The sequence below is a fragment of the Hoylesella oralis ATCC 33269 genome, assembly GCF_000185145.2.
GTDB lineage: Bacteria > Bacteroidota > Bacteroidia > Bacteroidales > Bacteroidaceae > Prevotella > Prevotella phocaeensis.
The window spans coordinates 67,684-87,779 of sequence record NZ_GL833118.1; the positions used below are offsets into that span (position 1 = coordinate 67,684).

12 protein-coding genes and 1 pseudogene are annotated in these 20,096 nt (G+C 40.7%); 9 read left to right on the forward strand and 4 right to left on the reverse strand.

Features of this window, described 5'->3' with window-relative positions; translation table 11 throughout:
• Positions 1 to 79 precede the first annotated feature (79 nt).
• The 3 genes and pseudogenes from dnaK to HMPREF0663_RS11625 form a co-directional block, all read right to left on the reverse strand.
• Positions 80 to 1,993, reverse strand: coding sequence for a molecular chaperone DnaK (gene dnaK / locus HMPREF0663_RS01975; RefSeq protein ID WP_004368405.1), 1,914 nt, complete (start codon positions 1,991 to 1,993; stop codon positions 80 to 82).
• Positions 1,994 to 2,148: 155 nt separating this feature from the next.
• Complete coding sequence (locus HMPREF0663_RS01980; protein WP_231375178.1) at positions 2,149 to 2,397, reverse strand: oxidoreductase dimerization domain-containing protein; 249 nt, start codon at positions 2,395 to 2,397, stop codon at positions 2,149 to 2,151.
• A gap of 11 nt (positions 2,398 to 2,408) precedes the next feature.
• Positions 2,409 to 2,534, reverse strand: a pseudogene (locus HMPREF0663_RS11625) (FAD-binding protein); the annotation flags it as partial.
• 236 nt (positions 2,535 to 2,770) lie between these two features.
• Here HMPREF0663_RS11625 and HMPREF0663_RS01985 point away from each other — a divergent pair.
• Complete coding sequence (locus HMPREF0663_RS01985) at positions 2,771 to 3,679, forward strand: TraB/GumN family protein (RefSeq protein ID WP_004368411.1); 909 nt, start codon at positions 2,771 to 2,773, stop codon at positions 3,677 to 3,679.
• Between the two features lie 405 nt (positions 3,680 to 4,084).
• Here HMPREF0663_RS01985 and HMPREF0663_RS01990 read toward each other — a convergent pair whose 3' ends face one another.
• Positions 4,085 to 5,323, reverse strand: coding sequence for a glycoside hydrolase family 5 protein (locus tag HMPREF0663_RS01990; protein WP_004368413.1), 1,239 nt, complete (start codon positions 5,321 to 5,323; stop codon positions 4,085 to 4,087).
• 1,017 nt (positions 5,324 to 6,340) lie between these two features.
• Between HMPREF0663_RS01990 and HMPREF0663_RS01995 the strand changes: the two genes are divergently transcribed.
• The 8 genes from HMPREF0663_RS01995 to HMPREF0663_RS02030 all read left to right on the forward strand — a co-directional run bounded on the left by HMPREF0663_RS01995 (position 6,341) and on the right by HMPREF0663_RS02030 (position 20,074).
• Positions 6,341 to 6,916 carry an RNA polymerase sigma-70 factor gene (locus HMPREF0663_RS01995; RefSeq protein ID WP_004368419.1) on the forward strand — a complete coding sequence of 192 codons (576 nt, stop codon included), beginning with the start codon at positions 6,341 to 6,343 and terminating at the stop codon, positions 6,914 to 6,916.
• 241 nt (positions 6,917 to 7,157) lie between these two features.
• Positions 7,158 to 8,096: a FecR family protein gene (locus tag HMPREF0663_RS02000; protein WP_004368420.1), complete on the forward strand. Its 939-nt coding sequence runs from the start codon at positions 7,158 to 7,160 to the stop codon at positions 8,094 to 8,096.
• Between the two features lie 139 nt (positions 8,097 to 8,235).
• Positions 8,236 to 11,625: a TonB-dependent receptor gene (locus HMPREF0663_RS02005; RefSeq protein WP_004368421.1), complete on the forward strand. Its 3,390-nt coding sequence runs from the start codon at positions 8,236 to 8,238 to the stop codon at positions 11,623 to 11,625.
• A 10-nt stretch (positions 11,626 to 11,635) separates the two neighbouring features.
• Positions 11,636 to 13,468: a RagB/SusD family nutrient uptake outer membrane protein gene (locus HMPREF0663_RS02010; protein ID WP_004368422.1), complete on the forward strand. Its 1,833-nt coding sequence runs from the start codon at positions 11,636 to 11,638 to the stop codon at positions 13,466 to 13,468.
• A 137-nt stretch (positions 13,469 to 13,605) separates the two neighbouring features.
• The gene (locus tag HMPREF0663_RS02015; protein WP_004368423.1) at positions 13,606 to 14,550 is read left to right on the forward strand and encodes a metallophosphoesterase; all 945 of its coding nucleotides are present in this window, start codon (positions 13,606 to 13,608) and stop codon (positions 14,548 to 14,550) included.
• 138 nt (positions 14,551 to 14,688) lie between these two features.
• On the forward strand, positions 14,689 to 15,837 hold the full coding sequence (locus HMPREF0663_RS02020; RefSeq protein ID WP_244859924.1) for a glycoside hydrolase family 5 protein: 1,149 nt from the start codon (positions 14,689 to 14,691) through the stop codon (positions 15,835 to 15,837).
• Between the two features lie 209 nt (positions 15,838 to 16,046).
• A complete protein-coding gene (locus HMPREF0663_RS02025) occupies positions 16,047 to 17,858 on the forward strand; it encodes a glycoside hydrolase family 127 protein (protein WP_234955621.1) in 1,812 nt (603 codons plus the stop codon).
• Between the two features lie 47 nt (positions 17,859 to 17,905).
• Entirely contained in the window at positions 17,906 to 20,074 is a 2,169-nt protein-coding gene (locus HMPREF0663_RS02030; protein WP_004368428.1) for a glycoside hydrolase family 3 N-terminal domain-containing protein, read from the forward strand.
• The last annotated feature ends 22 nt before the right edge of the window (positions 20,075 to 20,096 follow it).

Genomic DNA, 20,096 nt, shown 5'->3' on the forward strand with positions numbered 1-20,096 from the left:
ATTATTAAGAAATAAAAATCCCAGCAACTTATTATGTTACTGGGATTTACTTATTTTTGATTAGTGTTTGTTAGCACTTTTACTTCACTTCCTCGAAATCGGCATCTTGGATGGTGTCGTCTTGTTTGGGGCCACTGTCTTGTGATTGGGTGCCGGCTTGCTGACCGGCATCTGCGTCGGGTTGCGGGCCTGCTTGGCTGTACATCTGCTGGCTGGCGGTCTGCATCACCGTGTTGAGGTTATTGATGGCTGTGTCGATGGCAGCAACGTCGGCGGCCTTGTGGGCGTCCTTGAGTTGCTGAAGTGCCTGCTCGATGCCGGGCTTCTGGTCGGCAGGAATCTTGTCGGCATTGTCTTTCAGGAAGTTCTCTGTGGTGAATATCAGCGAGTCGGCCTGATTCATCTTGTCCACTTTCTCGCGCTCGGCCTTGTCGGCTGCGGCGTTCTGTTCGGCCTCGGCCTTCATACGGTCGATTTCTTCTTGACTCAAACCGCTGCTGGCCTCGATACGTATCTTCTGTTCCTTGCCCGTTGCCTTGTCCTTGGCGCTGACGTTGAGAATACCGTTGGCATCGATGTCGAACGTTACCTCGATCTGCGGAACACCGCGGCGAGCAGGAGCAATGCCTTCGAGGTTAAACTGTCCGATGCTCTTGTTCTGCGAAGCCATGGGGCGTTCGCCCTGTAAAACGTGGATGGTTACGGCAGTCTGGTTGTCTACTGCTGTAGAGAATACTTCGCTCTTCTTAGCCGGAATAGTGGTGTTGGCATCGATTAGCTTCGTCATTACGCCGCCCATTGTCTCGATACCGAGCGTAAGAGGTGTAACGTCGAGCAACACAATGTCGCCTACACCGCTCTCCTTATTTAATATGGCACCTTGGATGGCTGCACCTACGGCTACCACTTCGTCGGGATTAACACCCTTCGAAGGCTCCTTGCCGAAGTAGTTCTTCACCAATGTCTGCACGGCAGGAATACGGCTCGAACCTCCTACGAGGATTACCTCGTCTATATCAGACGTCTGCAACTTGGCATCGCGCATGGCATTCTGGCAAGGTACGAGACAAGCCTGTATCAAGTCGTGGGCCAACTGCTCGAACTGAGCACGCGTAAGCGTCTTTACCAAGTGCTTGGGCACGCCGCCTTCTGCCGAAATGTAAGGCAGATTGATTTCGGTAGAGGTAGAAGAGCTCAACTCTATCTTAGCCTTTTCGGCAGCTTCTTTCAGGCGTTGCATGGCCATCGGATCTTTGCTGAGGTCGATACCTTCGTCGGCCTTGAAGCCTTGAACCAGCCAATCGATGATTACTTGGTCGAAGTCGTCGCCGCCAAGGTGTGTGTCTCCATTAGTCGAAAGCACCTCGAACACGCCGCCGCCGAACTCCAAGATAGAGATATCGAACGTACCTCCACCCAAATCGAATACGGCAATCTTCATATCTTTGTTAGCTTTGTCTACACCGTAGGCAAGAGCTGCAGCCGTAGGCTCGTTCACAATACGCTGCACGTTGAGCCCTGCAATCTCTCCGGCCTCCTTGGTTGCCTGACGCTGAGAGTCGGAGAAGTAAGCCGGCACGGTGATCACGGCATCGGTAACTTCCTGTCCGAGATAGTCTTCGGCAGTCTTCTTCATCTTCTGAAGAATCATTGCAGAGATTTCCTGCGGCGTGTATTTACGTCCTTCGATATCTACGCGCGGATAACCGTTCTCATCTACAACAGCGAACGGAACGCGCCCTACCTCTTTCTTACACTGCTCATAGGTTTCGCCCATGAAGCGTTTAATAGAGTAAACCGTGTTCTTCGGGTTGGTGATAGCCTGACGCTTTGCAGGATCGCCCACCTTTCTTTCGCCGTCTTTCACAAAGCCTACTACCGAAGGAGTAGTACGCTTGCCTTCGCTGTTAGCTATTACTACCGGCTCGTTGCCTTCAAATACGGCCACGCAGCTGTTGGTAGTTCCTAAATCAATTCCAATAATCTTTCCCATAATTGTATATTATATTTCTGTTATTATCTATGTATTATTCGAACAATAGCGTTCGGTTTCTTTATAACAAAACGTATGCCAAGGGGAAAGGCAGGAATGTCAGCATGCCAATTTGTCAGAAACGAGCGCAATATATTCCTCGTCCGACATAGGCATCAGGCAAACAAATCGTTAAGACCTTCGCTGATTGTAGGGTGCGTAAAGATCATATTGTGCACATAGGATGCCGGTATATGGTTATCGATAGCCATCTTAAAGAGATTGATTATCTCGTGGGAACCGGTACAAAACAGCGTAACTCCCAATATTTCACCGCTGTCATGATCAACGATTGCTTTTAATATACCGTCGGTCTGCGCAAGAACTTTCGCTTTCGGAATGGCATCTGCGGGCAGTTTCTTCACATCTATGTTGCGCACGTTCCGCCATACATCTGCTCACTCTGTTCCACCAAAATCACCTGCCTGCCGTGTTTAGCCAAATCGGCCGCAAGCGTTTTGCCTGCTTTGCCGAAGCCTATGATCAGATTTTCTACTTGCATTCTTTCCATACTTTTTACTTTTAAAATTCGATGTTCGAACAACAAATTTAGATAGAAATTGTAAGATATACAAGAAAAATATCTTTATAATGGTCGTTCATTTCTTATATTTATCGTATATTTGCAGCAGAAGGATATAATAGATACCACCGACGGCGCACGTTATCTACAGCTCCGGTAACGGTATCTGCGGTTTGTAGATTTCACATTATTAATATATATCAAACATACAAACTATGAAAAGATTTTTCGTATCCGCGTTCTTTTCATGCTTCATAGTATGGGGAGCACAAGCACAGCTACTGTATAAGATTTCCGGAAAGGAACTTACCAAGCCTTCGTATATCATCGGCACCTATCATCTTGCCAATGTAGGGTTCGTAGAGTCTGTTCCGGGCCTGAAAAATGCCCTCGACGAAACCGAGCAGGTGTATGGAGAAGTCGACATGAGCGATATGCGTTCGACCGATAACATGCAGAAAATAAAACGTGCAACCACGCTTCCGGAGGGTAAAAAGCTATCCTCTTTGCTCACCAAAGACCAGTTAAAACGTCTTAATGCCTATCTGAAAGAATCCATGGGAGCCGATCTCAACAACCCTGCCGTGGCCAAACAATTCGAACAGATAACGCCTGCAGCGCTGACAACCCAACTGACTTTGCTCATGTTTATGAGAAACCATATGGGGGAGTTCGATCCTATGACTACGTTCGACGAGTATTTTCAGAAGCAAGCCAAAGCAAACAACGAGCCCGTGGGAGGATTGGAAACGGTGGAATTTCAAATAAAGACGCTTTTCGAAAGTACGCCGTTGAAGCGGCAGGTAGAACAACTGATGTGCCTGATAGACCATGCCGGCTTCAATGAACAGATGTCGGAACGTATCGTCAAGGCCTTTTATGCGCAAGACCTCGACGCCATTAAGGCTGCTATGGATGAGAAGATGCACAACAATTGCGACTCTTCACCTGAAGAAGAGAATATGCTTATCTATGACCGCAATGCCGACTGGGCCGAAAAGATGCCGGCAATCATGGCTGCAAAACCTACATTTTTCGCCGTTGGCGTAGGCCATTTGCCGGGCGACAAAGGCGTTTTAAATCTGTTGCGCACGGCGGGCTACACCGTTGAAGGTGTGAAGTAACGAGAAAGTAAATCTTCTTCAGCCCCTTTAAAAGAGAGGAGTGAGGATGAATGATGCGGGATAATAGAAGAACGAGAGGAGTTTCTTTCGGCCGGTAAAAGTGTGGCTTCCCCTTTAACACCGTTTGCCTATAATGTTCATCAACGAATAGTTTGTATGAGATATTGACAACTCTGTTTATGTTAAGTATTGAAATGAGACTCTTTCTTAGTAAAGAATTCTGCATATATGTATATTGGCAATTATCATATTGATTTTTCTTTAATTTTCAAATAGATAATTTTATCTGACTTGAAGTGTATTTTGATTTAAAGGAAAAATTATAACAGAGGGAGTATAAATTTAACAGCGTCGAACCATACTATTTATGGTTCGACGCTGTTAAATTTATGTCCTTGTGTGTCGTTATTTCCCCGTTGCAGAAGTATCTTTATTCAGTTTCTTGAATACTTCTTTGAAATATTTGGCTCGTTCGGTTTCTGTTGCTTGTGGAGCCGGAGCTTTTTCTCTACTAAACCAGAATGCATTAAGACCTTCGGGGCTTTCCAAACTCCATCCTTGCCATTCGCGGAAGGCATGAAAACACCACGAGAAGTTGTTTTTTTCGAAGATGTCGATGACATCTTTAAACCAACGGATGGCAGATTCTACAGGTGCCCATGTGATAACACTGAACTCCCCAATCAAGACAGGAACTTTATATTCTGAAGCAAAGTCTGTCAGCGGTTTGAGTTCGGCCTCCAAGGTTGATTTGTTACAATATGTTTCTTCTTTTTCCCACCAATGATTCTTGGCCTTTCCCGGGTATTCCCTTTTGAAAGAAGCAATGGCTTCTTCATGAGTCATGGTTTTGGAATTGTATTCTCCGTTATATAATATTCCTTGACAAGCAAAGGTTTCAGGACAATAGAAATGAAGACTGTACACTACACGCTTGTCTTTCTGAATAATCTTTTCTTTCTCTTTTTGGAATGTTTCTGCTACCAGACCGGGCTGGAATACGATCCATACGTTTTTGTTTACAGTACGGATTGCCGTTATAATATCGGGTACCATTGCCAACCATTCCTGCACTGCAGCCCTACCTTTCTCGCTGGGTTCGTTGAAAAGGTCATATCCCCATATCTCGTTTTCGTATTCTTTTTTCGTAAAATGTTGTGCAATATTCTTCCACATCCGTATAAGAGCGTCTTTCATTTCCGGATGATTTGTCCAAAAACCACGTTGATTGTGGTCGTCTAATGTCGGTACTTTTCCGTTTACGTAAATGGGAGGCTCGTGCAAGTCTAAAATAACCTTAACATTTACACTTTGTGCAGCACGTACTTTTTCTTCTACCAAATTCAGGTATTCCGGTAAGGCTGTCCATAAGTCTTTTCCCCTTTTCAAAGCATAAGTTGCTGGATTAAGCTGCAATCTTATGACATTGGCACCCCATGTGCTCAAATCCTTGATTGTTTGTACATGCAGACCGTCTGCCGACTGAACCATAAAGCCGCGCACTCTTGGAGGTGAGGTTACTACTGCCGGTGGCGTAGGGGGATTGGGATCCGGATTAGGTTTAGGAGGGTTGTCGGGTATATTTTTGTCGCCGCAAGCAAGTATAATGGGCAGCATAAACAACAATGCGATAATTTTTTTCATAATTACAGTTTTAAGTTAATAATTAAAGTATATAAGCAATACTATGATCTTTCTCACAATTTTAGTTCTAAGTATTAATATGAGGTTATGATTGTATTTTGCTTAATAAATATCTCGATTTAAATCACCTCTTTTAATTATATATTACAATCTAAAAAGCATGAACCCTAAAATGGAAAACAGAATTTATGTAAAACATAAAAAGAATACGACTGTTTGGAGTAAAAGAGATAAAGAAAATAAGAATAATGTTTTTTTACAGTTGTTTGTCATTAGTCTTGTAAATGTAGTCCGTCGTTTAAATATCGTTGTTTGAGCTTTGCCGATACGGCATTAATATGATGAGAGGCTATTGCATCAAAAACACCAAGAACAACGTTTATCTTTCATCACCCAATGATGTATGCCTTATACAGTTATGCTGTATTATCGACACAAGACAGATGTATGCTTATTAACCGATGGGTATATAATAGGATGAACTTATTTTTATGCGGTGTCTACTGTCGGCACGTTGCCTTAATCTATATGGAAGTTATTGATCTTCAGTGCGTTTTTATTTGTTATGATAGTATGAAGAGAGAAATTTAGAAAATGTAAAAGTGTGTATATAACAATAATGCTTTATCGCAGGACTGTGATATCGTATTAGCATAGAATATAAAATAATAAATGCAGGACTGTTAACATCCTCTATTTCTGTTACCTGTGTGTATGAAAACATCCTATGTTTAGCTTCAATAAAAAATATAAATTCTGTTTATATTCTTTTATGAAAAGCCGGACTTATACAAAATTATGTATTTTTAACCTATAGTATTCTTACTTATATAGTTTAATTGTATATTTTTGTTACAATAAAAAATGAAATGCTGATGGAATAAAGTTTTTCTTTTTTCTTGACCACCAAATAAGATGTTACGGTTCATATTTAAATAAGTTGTTAATTTCTCAATTATGTAATATGCTTTATGTCTGAAAAATATATTTACTATAGAATATGGAATATATTATAAAATGAAGATAGAAGAAAGATTTTTTAATACCATATACAACAAATATTATCAGCGGTCATATCTGTTTGTAAAATCATACGTCCATTCGGATATTGTAACCGAAGACATTGTAACCGAAGCGATTATTGCATTATGGGAACACCTGAGACAGCAAGAATACTTCGAACAAGAAGAGAACTCAGGAAAAGATATTGCACCTTTATTGTTTACTATTCTCCGAAATAAGGCTTATAATTATCTGAAACATGAGGCAGTGAGGAGGTCTGCAATAGAAAATTTGCAAGATATAAGGAGTTACGAACTGTCTGTTAGAATATCTTCCTTGGAAGTATGTAATCCTGATAAGATATTCATGCAAGATATCAGTAGGATTGTGGAAGAAACTTTACGCCAACTTCCTCAGCAGACTCGAAAGATATTCCAAATGAGCCGTAATGAAGGAAAGAGCAATATGGAGATCGCATCGGAAATAAGTATATCTGAAAAAACAGTAGAATATCATATTACCAAGAGTCTTAAGGCCTTAAGACTATCATTAAAAGATTACTTGCCTATTTTCTTATTCTTTTTTGCATAATTTTCTTTTTCTTTTTAGGGTTTGAGTTTCTTGAGTTGTTTTATTATAAAGAACCAAACCTAAGATTGAAAAAACATGGAATTACCTAACTTGCAAAGCGTTGTTGCACAACATCTTGCACACTATGTTTCAAAAAGACATGAAAAAGGTTTTTCGTGTGTGGAAGCAGACTGTCTTGAGTTCGGGAATTGAATAGCTTACTCATATTTAAGTTTCAAAACGAAAATGAGATAAAAGAACTATGAATGCGGATTTACTTCATCGATATGTTGCGGGAGATGTTTCTGAGCAGGAAGCGTTGGAAGTTGCAGCATGGATTGCCGAAAGCAATAAGAATGAACATGAATATAAGGTTCTGCGCAGCTTGTACGATATTACATTATGGAGAACGGAAGAGGATGGAAGGTTTTTACAGAAAGGAAAATATGGAATTCTTTCCAAGCCTTTAATAATTAGGTTATGTCGTATTGCTGCGATTATTCTTGTAGTCTTTTCTCTCACATATTGGTGGACTCAAAGAAAGATAAATGTAGTGCCGGTCATACAGATGGTTCATACACCCAAAGGACAACGTACGGAAATGGTGCTGTCGGATGGGACTAAAGTGTGGATCAATTCTAATAGTACCTTAAAGTATAGCGACTTTACATCTCAAGATCGTCGGGTGGTCGAATTAGATGGCGAAGGCTATTTTATTGTAACGAAGAATCCTACTAAACCTTTTATCGTGAAAACTACCCGATATGATATCAAGGTATTGGGTACGGAATTCAATGTAACAGCCTATTCTTCGGAACGTGACTGGCACGCTTCGCTGGTTAACGGTAAGATAGATATCAATGCAAAAGATGGTAGCAATTTGATGGTACTTGAACCAAATACGGAAGCATACGTGGAAAACGGAAATCTGATGAAACGCAGTATGAGCACAATTGAAAGCGCGTTCAAATGGCGTAAAGGGCAAATAAGTTTTGAAAATCGATCAATGGCAGAAATCATTCGAAAATTGGAAACCTGTTATGATGTAAAGATTATTGTCCACAATAAAAGCATTCTTCAAAGCCGATATACGGGAACATTTGCCGTCCATGATGGGATTAGCCACATCCTTAATGTACTGAGTACATACGATAAATTCACATATGTTTTAGAAAAAGATAATAAGATTATCATTTATTAACCTAAAAATGAACCTTATAATATTATAAAAATGAAAGATGATCAATAATAACAAAGCGAGATAATGAGTAGCATTATTATCTCGCAAATCAAATTTGGAATAACCTAAATATTAATAACCATAATTCAATGCCAAGGGTATGAAAAATATGTTAGATACCAGTAAATTTTTCAATAAGACTTTGGAGAGCACAAAACGGCGAGTTGTACTTGTTCTTATGTTATTGTTTACAATCGTCTATGCCGGACAGGCAAATGCTCAATCCAAGAAAGTAACTATTGTAACTTCGGGCATGACAATAATTGATGTTATGCATGAAATTGAAAGGCAAACCGGCTATATGTTTGTCTACAATAATAAAGACATAAACCTGAATAAGGTGGTTAAAATTGACGTTGCCAATATTTCGGTTGCCTCTGTTTTGGAAACGATATTTAAATCTACGGATATCACTTACCAGATGAATGGAAATAATATTCTGTTGATGACATCTGCTCAGAAAGAACAGCTACAAGACGCAGCGAAGAAAGGGCAAGATACGCATCGACAGATTGTGGGAACAGTTAAAGATAAAAATGGTGAACCGATTATCGGCGCTAGTATTAAGGTAAAAGGTAGTAGAGGACAAGGTACAATGACCGATGCTGACGGCATTTTTAAATTGAATGTTCCGGATAATTCAACAATAGAGGTCTCGTATATTGGCTTTATAACACAAGAAACAAAAGTCGGTAATCGTAAGAGCTTTAATATCGTATTACAGGAAGATAAAAAGATACTTGATGAAGTGGTTGTCGTAGGATATGGTAATCAGAGAAGAGTAAATATTGCAGGTTCTGTTGCTTCCGTTAAGGGAGACGATTTAATAAAGTCACCCGTCTCAACAGTATCAAATGCTCTTTCAGGTAAAATGCCGGGATTGGTAACTTTGCAGTCTTCTGGTCTTCCCGGTTCGGATAATGCCACGTTAAAGATACGTGGATTTGATGCGCCACTGGTTCTTATCGATGGTTCTGAAGGTGATATTTCGACCGTAGATGCCAATGAGATAGAATCGATTTCTATTTTGAAAGATGCTTCCGCTTCAATTTATGGTGCACGAGCAGGAAATGGTGTTATTTTGATAACTACCAAGCGAGGTGTCAAGGGTAAGCCAACTTTGACCTTGAATACATCCTTTACTTGGCAAGGTATTACGGATATGCCTAAGATGGCATCGTCTGGACAGATGGCTCAAGTGCGACGGGAAGGGCATTTGCAAAGTGGACAACCGGAAAGCACTGCTCCGTATACAGAAGAAGAAATTAGGAAATATTATGAAGGTACAGACCCTCAATATCCCAATACTGACTGGTATGGTTTGTTGATTAGAGACTGGGCTCCCCAACAGCAACACAACCTTTCGATACGGGGTGGCTCCGATAATATCAAGTTCTATGGTTTCTTAGGCTATTTGAAACAAGAAACCTTATTTAAAAGAAGTGACGCTTTTTACAGACGATATAATATCAGAGGAAGTATCGATGCAAAGATTACCGAAGATTTGTCAGCCAGTATGGATTTTTCTTTAGTGGTGGGAGAACGTAATTATACTACTCGAAATATGAATGAGAATTTGTGGGGTGATTTTTGGAATACATCTCCTATGTATCCTGACAGATTTCCCGATCCTACAAAGATTCCTTATGCAGAAGGTGGAGGCACGGGTGGTGCCCATATTACAACGGATAGAAATCTTTCTGGCTATAACGATACAAGAAGCCAAGAAACAAGGTTTATTGGTGAATTGAAGTATAATTTTCCATTCTTGAAAGGCCTGCAGGCTAAAACCAGACTTGATTATCTGCAGACGTATGCGACACAGAAAATCTTTCAAAAGCCTGTTCCGTTTTGGAAGTATGATTATGGTGCAAATAGATATACGAATTCTGGTAGTTTCGGTTCTTCTGCGAATCTGGGTTATGTTCTTCCTAATAATCGGCGTATGATTTATCAAACGTCTCTTGAATATAAAAATGTATTTAAGAAAATACATGACATAAATGCATTGATTCTTTTTGAGGCAACCGACTATTTCAATACCCGTATTTTGGCCAATAGATCTAACTTTCTAACATCTGCCATAGATGAAATGCTTGCAGGAAGTACAGAGGGGATGACCAATGGCGCTTCTACAACAGAGATGGGACGTATGAGTTGGGTTGGTCGTTTTAACTATACACTTATGAATCGATACATATTAGATGCAACGTTTCGCGCAGATGCTTCTGCAAAATTTCCGAAAGAGTCGCGTTGGGGATATTTCCCGAGTATATCTCTTGCATGGCGTATCAATGAAGAGGCTTTTATGAAGAAATTTGAGAATCTCGATGCTCTTAAATTACGTTTGAGCTATGGCGCATCTGGAAATGACAATGTAGGTAATTTTGCTTATTTGGCTGGTTACGATATTATGGGAGCTAAGGATGGTGGTTCATATATCTTTGGTTCGCAACGCCAAATGGGAATATGGCCGAAAGGTTTGGCTAATCCTGACCTGACATGGGAGAAACTTAAGATCTATAATGTAGGTGTTGATGCATCTTTCTGGAAAGGTTTGTTATATGGTTCTCTTGACGTATTTTATCGTAAGAGAACAGGTATACCGGGAACACGATTGGTAACATTGCCTTCAACTTTCGGCGCTACCCTCCCTGAAGAGAACCTGAATAGTACAAGTACGAGAGGTTTTGAGTTGACGGTGGCATCTTCTGGCCAGTGGGCCGATCTTCGTTGGGATGTGAATGCTAATATATCATGGGCACGTTCTAAATGGATTTACTATGAAGAACCCGATTATACTGATCCTGATCAACGTAGAATAAATAGAAAAACTGGGCAATGGACAGATAGACGGTTTGGTTATGTTGCAGACGGTTTGTTTACTAGTCAGGATGAGATAGATAATCTTCCCTATAATCAAGATCAGCGTAATAATACAACATTACGTCCTGGTGATGTAAGGTTTAGAGATATTAATGGTGATAAAGTGATAGATTGGAAAGATGAAGTCGAAATAGGCAAGGGTACAATACCGACATGGTTTGCCGGTTTTAATCCCACGCTTCACTATAAGGACTTTGATTTAAGTTTGTCTTTCCAAGGAGCATTCGGGTTTGATGTGGTTGCGTCTTTAGGAGGTAATACACGTGAATATTTCGAATCTCGCTGGACTCCGGAAAACAATGACCGGAATGCTTTGATACCCAGAGTGGGTGGAACTAGTGATAATAGTCATATTTCAACTTACTGGTTAGTTTCTGGCGATTATGTGAGATGGAAATCTTTTACACTAGGCTATACACTTAAGCATGAGATATTGAAAAAAGCAAATATTCAAAGTATTCATTTTTTCTTCTCAGGTAGTAATATTTACACTTGGAGTAAATTAAAGAAATATGGTTTGGATCCCGAAGGGCCTTCGGGGAGAGGTGGTCTATATTATCCTCAACAACGTGATTTATCTATTGGAGCAACTGTAATTTTTTAAACGAAAAATTATGAAAACACAGATATATAAGACTAAAAAACTGGGACAATACATTGTGTTTGCTTGTGTTGTTTTATCGGTGACATTTTTTGAAGCTTGTGATGTTTTGGATAAAAAGCCGTTGGACAATATCAGTGATGCTACGGTTTGGAATGACGAGACATTGATCGATGCAGATATTACCGGTGCTTATGCCCAAACTACAGTCTTTGTGAACGAGGCTGATAATGTTGTTTCGGCAAATAAAAGCAACTTTTTTGCTATTTATTTTATAAATAATGTTAGTGATGAATCTAAATCTGCTTCAAATTTTGCAGGTAATGCTTACAGGTTTAAATTTGGTAATTTGAAAATACAAGGAGGGTTGTTGGAATATTGGGAACGCCCTTATAACATCATTCGTGTGTTAAATGAACTTTTGGAACGACTTCCTAACACAAATGTGTCTCAGGAATTCAAACAGAAAAGAATTGCAGAGGTTCGTTTCCTACGTGCTTTTAACTATTTTGCAATGGTAAAAAGATATGGCGGTGTGCCTCTTATCACGAAAGTACAACATAAGAGTGATCCTGAATCAGAGCTTAGGCCCGCGAGAAATAAAGAGAAGGAAGTATATGATTTCATTATTTCAGAAGCTATAGCAGCCAGTAAAGAACTTCCTGATGTTATAGGTGCTGACGATTGGGGACGTCCCAGTAAGTATGCAGCATTGGCATTGGCTTCTCGTGCAGCTCTTTATGCTGGGAGTATTGCTCAATATGGAACTGTAGAGTTGGACGGTGTTATCGGTATTGATCATAACTTGGCCAGCCGATATTATCAGGAATCATATGATGCTTCCAAGGAAATCGTTAGTTCTGCACGATACGCATTGTATAATGATGATGCCGACAAGGTTAAGAACTTTAAGGATATTTTCCTTAAGAAGAGGAATTCCGAGGTAATCTTTGCTCGTCAGCACGACGGTAGTGACAAGGAAGTCGGAGGCGCTGGTTGGTGTTATGATTATTTCCAGTGTCCTTATCCCAACGGATGGTCAAACGGGAATCATGATGCGCCCTACCTTGAAATGGCAGAAGCATTTGAATATAAGGATGGAAGTCCAGGTAAGATAAAGGAAGAATTTTATGAAAAAGATAGACTGGTTACTATGGACGAGTTATGGCAAGATAAAGATCCACGTTTCTTTGCAACGATTTATACTCAGGGTACACAATGGCAAGGAAGAACGCTCAATTACTATAATGGTCTTATTTTACCTGATGGATCAGTTCAGCAGCAAGGCTCTTATGAAGGTGTTTTGGCCAATGGCGAACAGAAGTATTGGGTAGCATGTGGATTTGGTGTGATGAAATATTTGGATGAAAGCAAGAATAACGGAGACGGTTCTACGGCAGGTATCTTTGGTTCTAAGCAAGATTTCATCGTTTTTCGTTACGGAGAAATCTTACTGAATTATGCAGAAGCGGCGTTGGCATTAGGTAAAACAAGCGAGGCGCTTGATGCCGTAAATCAGATACGTACCCGTGCCGGTATTGCGCAACTTACCTCTATCGATGTTGATAAGATTCGTCAGGAAAGACGTGTAGAGCTGGCATTCGAGGGACATCGGTATTGGGATTTACGCCGTTGGCGTATTGCGGAGGATGTGCTATCTCGCAATATGTGTGGTCTGAAGTTTATTTTGGATTATACAACAAGGAAGTTCCGTATCCAGAAAGTAGAAAAGATAGATGGTGCTACAAATACCCCATTATTCAGACATGAAAACTATTATTTCCCCTTAACGCATGTGCGTACAAATCAGAATCCTAATTTAGTTGAGAACCCGGGATATAAATAATATATCTCGATCAATTGATTCTCCTTTTGGAGGGACAAGGAGAGGGCATAATGGAACTTATGTGAAGGATTACACTTTCTCTTGCTATAATATGCCTTAATATTAGGAAACAACAACTTAAAAATAAATAAGAAGAAATGAAAACTTTAAATGTATTATTATTATTCGTATTATTTTCGCTGGGCCTGAATGCTCAAAAGTTCACAATTCCTGTGTTTCCTGATCCACAGAGTGAGGTGGATGAAAGAATGGATATGTTTGAAAGTCAGGTTGATTGGATAGTGAAAAACAAAGAAAAATTGAATATGCCTATTGTTCTTTGTGTAGGTGATTTGGCAAATTTCGACAACTTTACACATTGGGATAAGGCAAGCCAGCAATTCGAGAAGTTTGATAAAATCAGATTGCCTTATGCCTTGACTTTGGGAAATCATGATACTGAGGCTGTGGGAGAGTACAATGGAAGTGCTGCCCCCGGCAATACGAACCAAAACTTGAGAAAGACATTTAAGTTTAATTCCTTTTTTCCGACCTCTCGCTTTATTGCCCAAAGAGGAAGATATGAAGCAGGAAAAAGCGATAATGCCTATTATACTTTTAGAACGGGAAATACCTACTGGCTTGTTTTAACGTTGGAATTCTGCCCTCGTCAGGGAGCTATCAACTGGGCTAATGATGTTGTAAAGGCTTATCATGAATATAACGTTATTGTGCTGACACACTATCATCTGAGTGGTAAGGGCGAAATTGTTCAAAATAATGCTGGCTATGGAGACTTTAGTCCACAGTTTGTTTTCGATCATTTTTTGAAATTGCATCCGAATATTCGTTTTGTTGTCAGTGGTCATGTGATGAAATCGGCATTCAGAGTGGACGAAGGTGTCCACCACAATAAAATCTATCAGATATTGCAGAACTACCAGAACGAGGATAACGGAGGCGGTTATCTTCGTTTAATGCACTTCGATTTGGATAAAGGAACTGTTATTGCGGAACTCTATTCGCCTTTTTATAACAAGTACAAGGAGCCGGAAACGAGATATACGATAGAAGGCCTTGAGTTGGTGAAACCCAAATTATGATATTTATTTGTAGAGATGAACCTAAATCTTTGAACATTCTTGTTGGTGGATTAAATGGTTAAGTTTTTTATATCCCGAGCCTTTAATCCACCAACATTGAAAGACTGGTAGTTTTTGATAATATTATTTAGTATGGTGATGAAAAGTTATACTTATTGTTTATATCTATTCCTTTGTGTGATTTGTGGAGAGACAGCGGTTGCAAAATCTACGGTAAAAAAGACAACGGCAGACTATCCACAGACAGTTCGTGGCTTTATGGTGGAAACTGCAGAACGGCTCGACAAGAAAACACTGGCCGATGTAAAGAGCTGGGGAGCCAATGTTGTGCGGCTTCAGCTTAATCCTTTGAGTTATGCAAAAAAGAGAAATCGTGACTTTTGGGAAGTTTTTCCAGACTATCTTGATTTAGTTCAAGCAAAGATCGATGATGCCCGACGTATTGGAGTAAAGGTTATTGTGGACTTACATGAACCTCCGATGATGGTCGATGGCAAAGTTCCTTCGTCTACAACGCAAGGAACGGAAGAGTTTTGGGATATCCCAGAGCTGAAAGGCAATTTCATTCGAATGTGGAAAGAGATTGCTACTAAGTTTAAAAGCAAAAAATATAACGATGTAATATGGGGCTATGATCTATTCAATGAGCCGCAAATCGATTGGAAGCATACGCCGCAGCAATGGTTAGATATGTCACCTGACATCGTTACAGCTATCAGATACATCGACAAGGATGTATGGATAATTTATCAACCCGGTATCAATAATAACGAATATAAAACTTATGCCCCGCTGAAAGACAAGCGTGTTATATACAGTGTTCACTTTTATAAGCCATTCGGATTTACCCATCAGGGTGTCGAGAAAATATATGGAGCAGACTCATTGTCTCGTGAGCAGGCACTTGCCATTATTCAGAATAAGTATCCCGGTGACTATTACGGGCAGCATTGGGATAGCTCTACCATGGAAGCAGACCTGCGCCCCGTTGCCGATTTTGCTGAGAGGTACCACGTACCGATACTTGTCGGTGAGTTCAGCGCCATAGCATGGGCACCTGTTGAATGTTCAACAGTTTGGTTGAAAGATGCTATTCACACTTTTGAGAAGTATAATTTTTCTTGGTGTTACCATGCTTTCAGAGAGTGGGCGGGATGGAGTTTGGAGCATGCTGAGGGTACAAATGCTTTTTGGTTCAAGCATGATCCGACACCAACTCCTGTAAAATACGAAACGCAACGGGCTAAAATCATTAAAGAAGCATTAAAGAAGAATCAAGTACATTAAATAACTGATGAATAAAGAGAATATCAATATGAGGTCAAGATGAATGATAAGTCTATATCGACCATCTTGAAATTCTGAAAACACCCCTCTGCCTTTCTTTTATTCTCCGTCTTATTTTATAGAAAACAGGTATTATCATGATAAGTAAAAGACTTTTAATAGGCACATTCGTATGTTTGTTTTGTTTACTGTTATCAGCCCAACAACGAGTGAAAATAGTAGTGAAAGATGCCTTCGTGCCAGATAAAGTAGAGACTCTTACAGGTTATGTAGGTGAGAAAATTACCGCCTCTTACAATCATCGAATTCTTGCACAGGATATCGATAAGTTGGTAGAACCTTTTGCAAACAAGGTAGAGGATCATTTATGGCAGAGTGAGTTTTGGGGTAAGTGGATGAATTCTGCTGTCCTTGCTTATCGTTATAAACCGAGTAACCAGCTATTGGACAATATGAGAACGGCAGTAGATAAACTTATAGCAACACAAGATAAGAATGGTTATATCGGTAATTATGCTCCCGAATATCATCTTCATGAATGGGATATTTGGGGGCGTAAATATTGTATCTTGGGCTTACTTGATTATTATGGTATAACCAAAGAAAAGAAAGCACTTGTGGCTGCGTGTAGAGAAGCCGATTTCTTAATGGCGGAACTTAAGGCCAAGAATACAAGTATTGTGAGTATGGGTAATCATCGGGGGATGGCTGCGTCATCGGTATTGAAGCCCATTTGCTATTTATATCGCTACACAGGAAATAAAAAGTATTTAGATTTTGCATTACAAATTGTCCGTGAATGGGAAACCTCCGATGGTCCTCAACTTATTTCAAAAGCAGATATTCCTGTAGGAAAACGGTTTCCTCGACCTGATTATGATAATTGGTATAAGTGGCAACAAGGCCAAAAGGCTTATGAAATGATGTCCTGCTACGAAGGTCTTCTTGAACTTTATCGCCTCACAGGAAACGTTACTTACCTTTCTGCCGTTGAGAAAACATGGCAAAGTATCATGGATACGGAAATTAATATAACAGGTTCTGGTTCAGCAATGGAGTCGTGGTTTGGCGGCAAACAGGTGCAGTATATGCCTATTAAGCATTATCAGGAGACCTGTGTTACGGCTACATGGATCAAGCTGAGCAGACAACTGCTCATGCTTACGGGGAATTCTAAGTATGCCGATGCCATTGAGCAATCGCTCTATAACGCACTATTGGGAGCTATGAAATCCGATGGTAGCGACTGGGCAAAATACACTCCGCTGTCTGGTCAGCGCTTACAAGGATCGGAGCAGTGTGGTATGGGGCTCAATTGTTGCACGGCAAGTGGCCCTCGCGGGCTGTTCATTATTCCTCAAACAGCAGTGATGCAAAGCATTAAAGGTGCTGTTATCAATCTATATATTCCCGGGACATATACGCTCCAGAGTCCGAAAGGACAAGAAATCATTATTACCCAGCAAGGCGACTACCCACAAACCGGAACGGTACGTATCGCTTTCAAGGTAAAACAAACCGAGGAATTTACGCTCTCATTACGTATTCCTGAGTGGAGTAAGGATACTAAAGTAACCTTAAACGGCAACGATGTTGTACCTGCTCATAATGGAAGTTATTTACAGATTAATCGTAAATGGAGCGATGGAGACCATGTGGAACTTGTTTTGGATATGCGTGCGCAATTACATTTTATGGGCGAAAACCCACAATATCTTGCCATTACTCGCGGTCCGGTAGTGCTTACACGCGATGCTCGACTGTCTGGTGCAGATGTGCAAGCTATTATAACACCTGACGTAGATAAGAATGGTAACCTCGATTTGATACCTGTTGCGAACAGAAATCCCAATATTTGGATGATGTTCAAGGCGTGTTTTTATCCAGAATCTTATAAGGAAGAGGAACCGGAACCAATCGAAGTGGAGCTTTGCGACTATGCCTCAGCTGGCAATGCAACATCATCTTTCCCATTCTTTAAAGTATGGATGCCACAACTCTATAATCCGAGAGGAAACTAAAACTCTATACATAATGCGAGTTACATCAAATATAATACAGCAATAAAATGAAAACAGCAATTAAAAAAATATTCTTTATATCGGTTGCCTTAGTATCCGTAACCTTTACTTTTGCTCAAAGTAAAAAGGAAAAAGAGATGATACAGAAAGCCAAAAGCATTATTTCGCAATTGACATTAGATGAGAAAATTAGTCAATTGACACAAGATGCTAAAGGTATAGACCGTTTGGGAATAAAGCCCTATTACTGGCTTAATGAAGCATTGCATGGTGTTGGACGTGACGGAAGAGCAACTGTTTTTCCACAACCCATCAGCCTTGGGGCTACATTTGATCCCGAAATTGTGCAGCAAATAGGTGATGCAATTGCCACAGAAGGGCGTGCTAAATTTATTGTGGCCCAACGACAGAAGAATTATTCGATGTATGCAGGTCTGACATTTTGGGCTCCCAATGTTAACATATTCCGTGATCCACGTTGGGGAAGAGGTATGGAGACTTACGGTGAAGATCCTTTCTTAACAGGCGTTTTAGGTACAGCTTTTGTAAAAGGGATGCAGGGGAACGATCCCTTCTATCTTAAAGCAGCTGCCTGTGGAAAGCATTTCGCGGTGCATTCAGGGCCGGAGCGTACACGTCATACAGCTAATGTAGAACCCACGAAACATGATTTATACGAAACGTACTTGCCGGCATTCAAAATGTTAGTGCAGCAAGGAAAGGTAGAAAGTATCATGGGCGCATACCAACGTTTATACGGGGAGAGCTGTTCTGGCAGTAAATATTTGCTTACCGATATACTTCGCAAGGATTGGGGCTTTAAAGGTCATGTGGTATCCGACTGTGGAGCCGTTACCGATATGTACGAAGGGCATAAACTTGTAAAGAGTGAAGCAGAGGCAGTGGCTTTTGCTATTAAGGCGGGATTGAACTTAGAGTGTGGCAATTCAATGCGGACGATGAAAGATGCACTCAAACAAAAGCTCATTACCGAGAAAGATTTGGATAAGGCTTTGCTGCCGTTGATGATGACACGATTGAAGCTGGGTATTCTGCAGCCGGATGTTGCGTGTCCTTATAATGAGTTTCCTGAAAGTGTGATCGGCAGTATAGATAATCGTAATATTGCGCAACGGGCAGCAGAGGAAAGTATGGTGTTGCTGAAGAATGATGGTGTCTTACCTATTGCAAAGGATATTCGCACGTTGTTCGTGACAGGCCCGGGCGCCACCGATGCTTATTATTTGATGGGTAACTACTTTGGCCTTTCCGATCGCTACAGTACGTATCTGGAAGGTATTGTTGGGAAGGTAAGTAACGGTACGAGTGTTAATTACAAACAAGGATTTATGCAAGTATTCAAGAATTTGAATGATGTGAACTGGAGCGTATCGGAGTCTCGTGGTGCAGAAGTAAGTATTATCATTATGGGCAACAGCGGTAATACAGAAGGAGAAGAAGGGGATGCTATTGCATCTTCAGAGCGTGGTGATCGTGTAGACCTTCGTTTGCCGGAGCCGCAGATGCAGTATTTGCGAGAGGTTAGTAAAGATAGAACAAATAAGTTGGTAGTTGTCTTAACCGGAGGAAGTCCTATTGATGTGAAAGAGATAACCGAGCTGGCCGATGCTGTGGTGATGGCATGGTACCCGGGACAAGAGGGTGGTGTAGCATTGGCCAATCTTCTTTTTGGTGATGCGAATTTCAGTGGTCGTTTGCCGGTTACTTTCCCAGAAACAACAGACAAGCTACCGTCTTTTGATGATTATTCTATGAAAGGACGTACTTATAAATATATGACCGACAACATTCTGTATCCTTTCGGTTACGGCCTTTCCTATGGTAAAGTGGCTTATGGCAATGCTACTGTAACTAAATTGCCGACAAAACATTCTTCCATGACGGTAAGTGTAGATTTAAGTAACGATGGAAACATGCCCGTTGATGAGGTGGTACAGGTATATCTTTCTACTCCGAGTGCCGGCGTTACATCTCCAATAGAATCTCTTGTTGCATTTAAACGTGTGAAGATTGCTCCTCATGCTACTGTAACAACAGATTTCGAAATCCCTGTTGAACGATTGGAAACCGTTCAGGAGGACGGCACATCGAAATTATTGAAAGGTGAGTATAGGGTTATGATCTCGGGTGCTGCTCCCTGCAATCGTTCCAAAGAATTGGGAGTGAGTTGCAGCACTGCAACATTTAAGCTTTGATGGCAGCCGGCTAATCATTGAG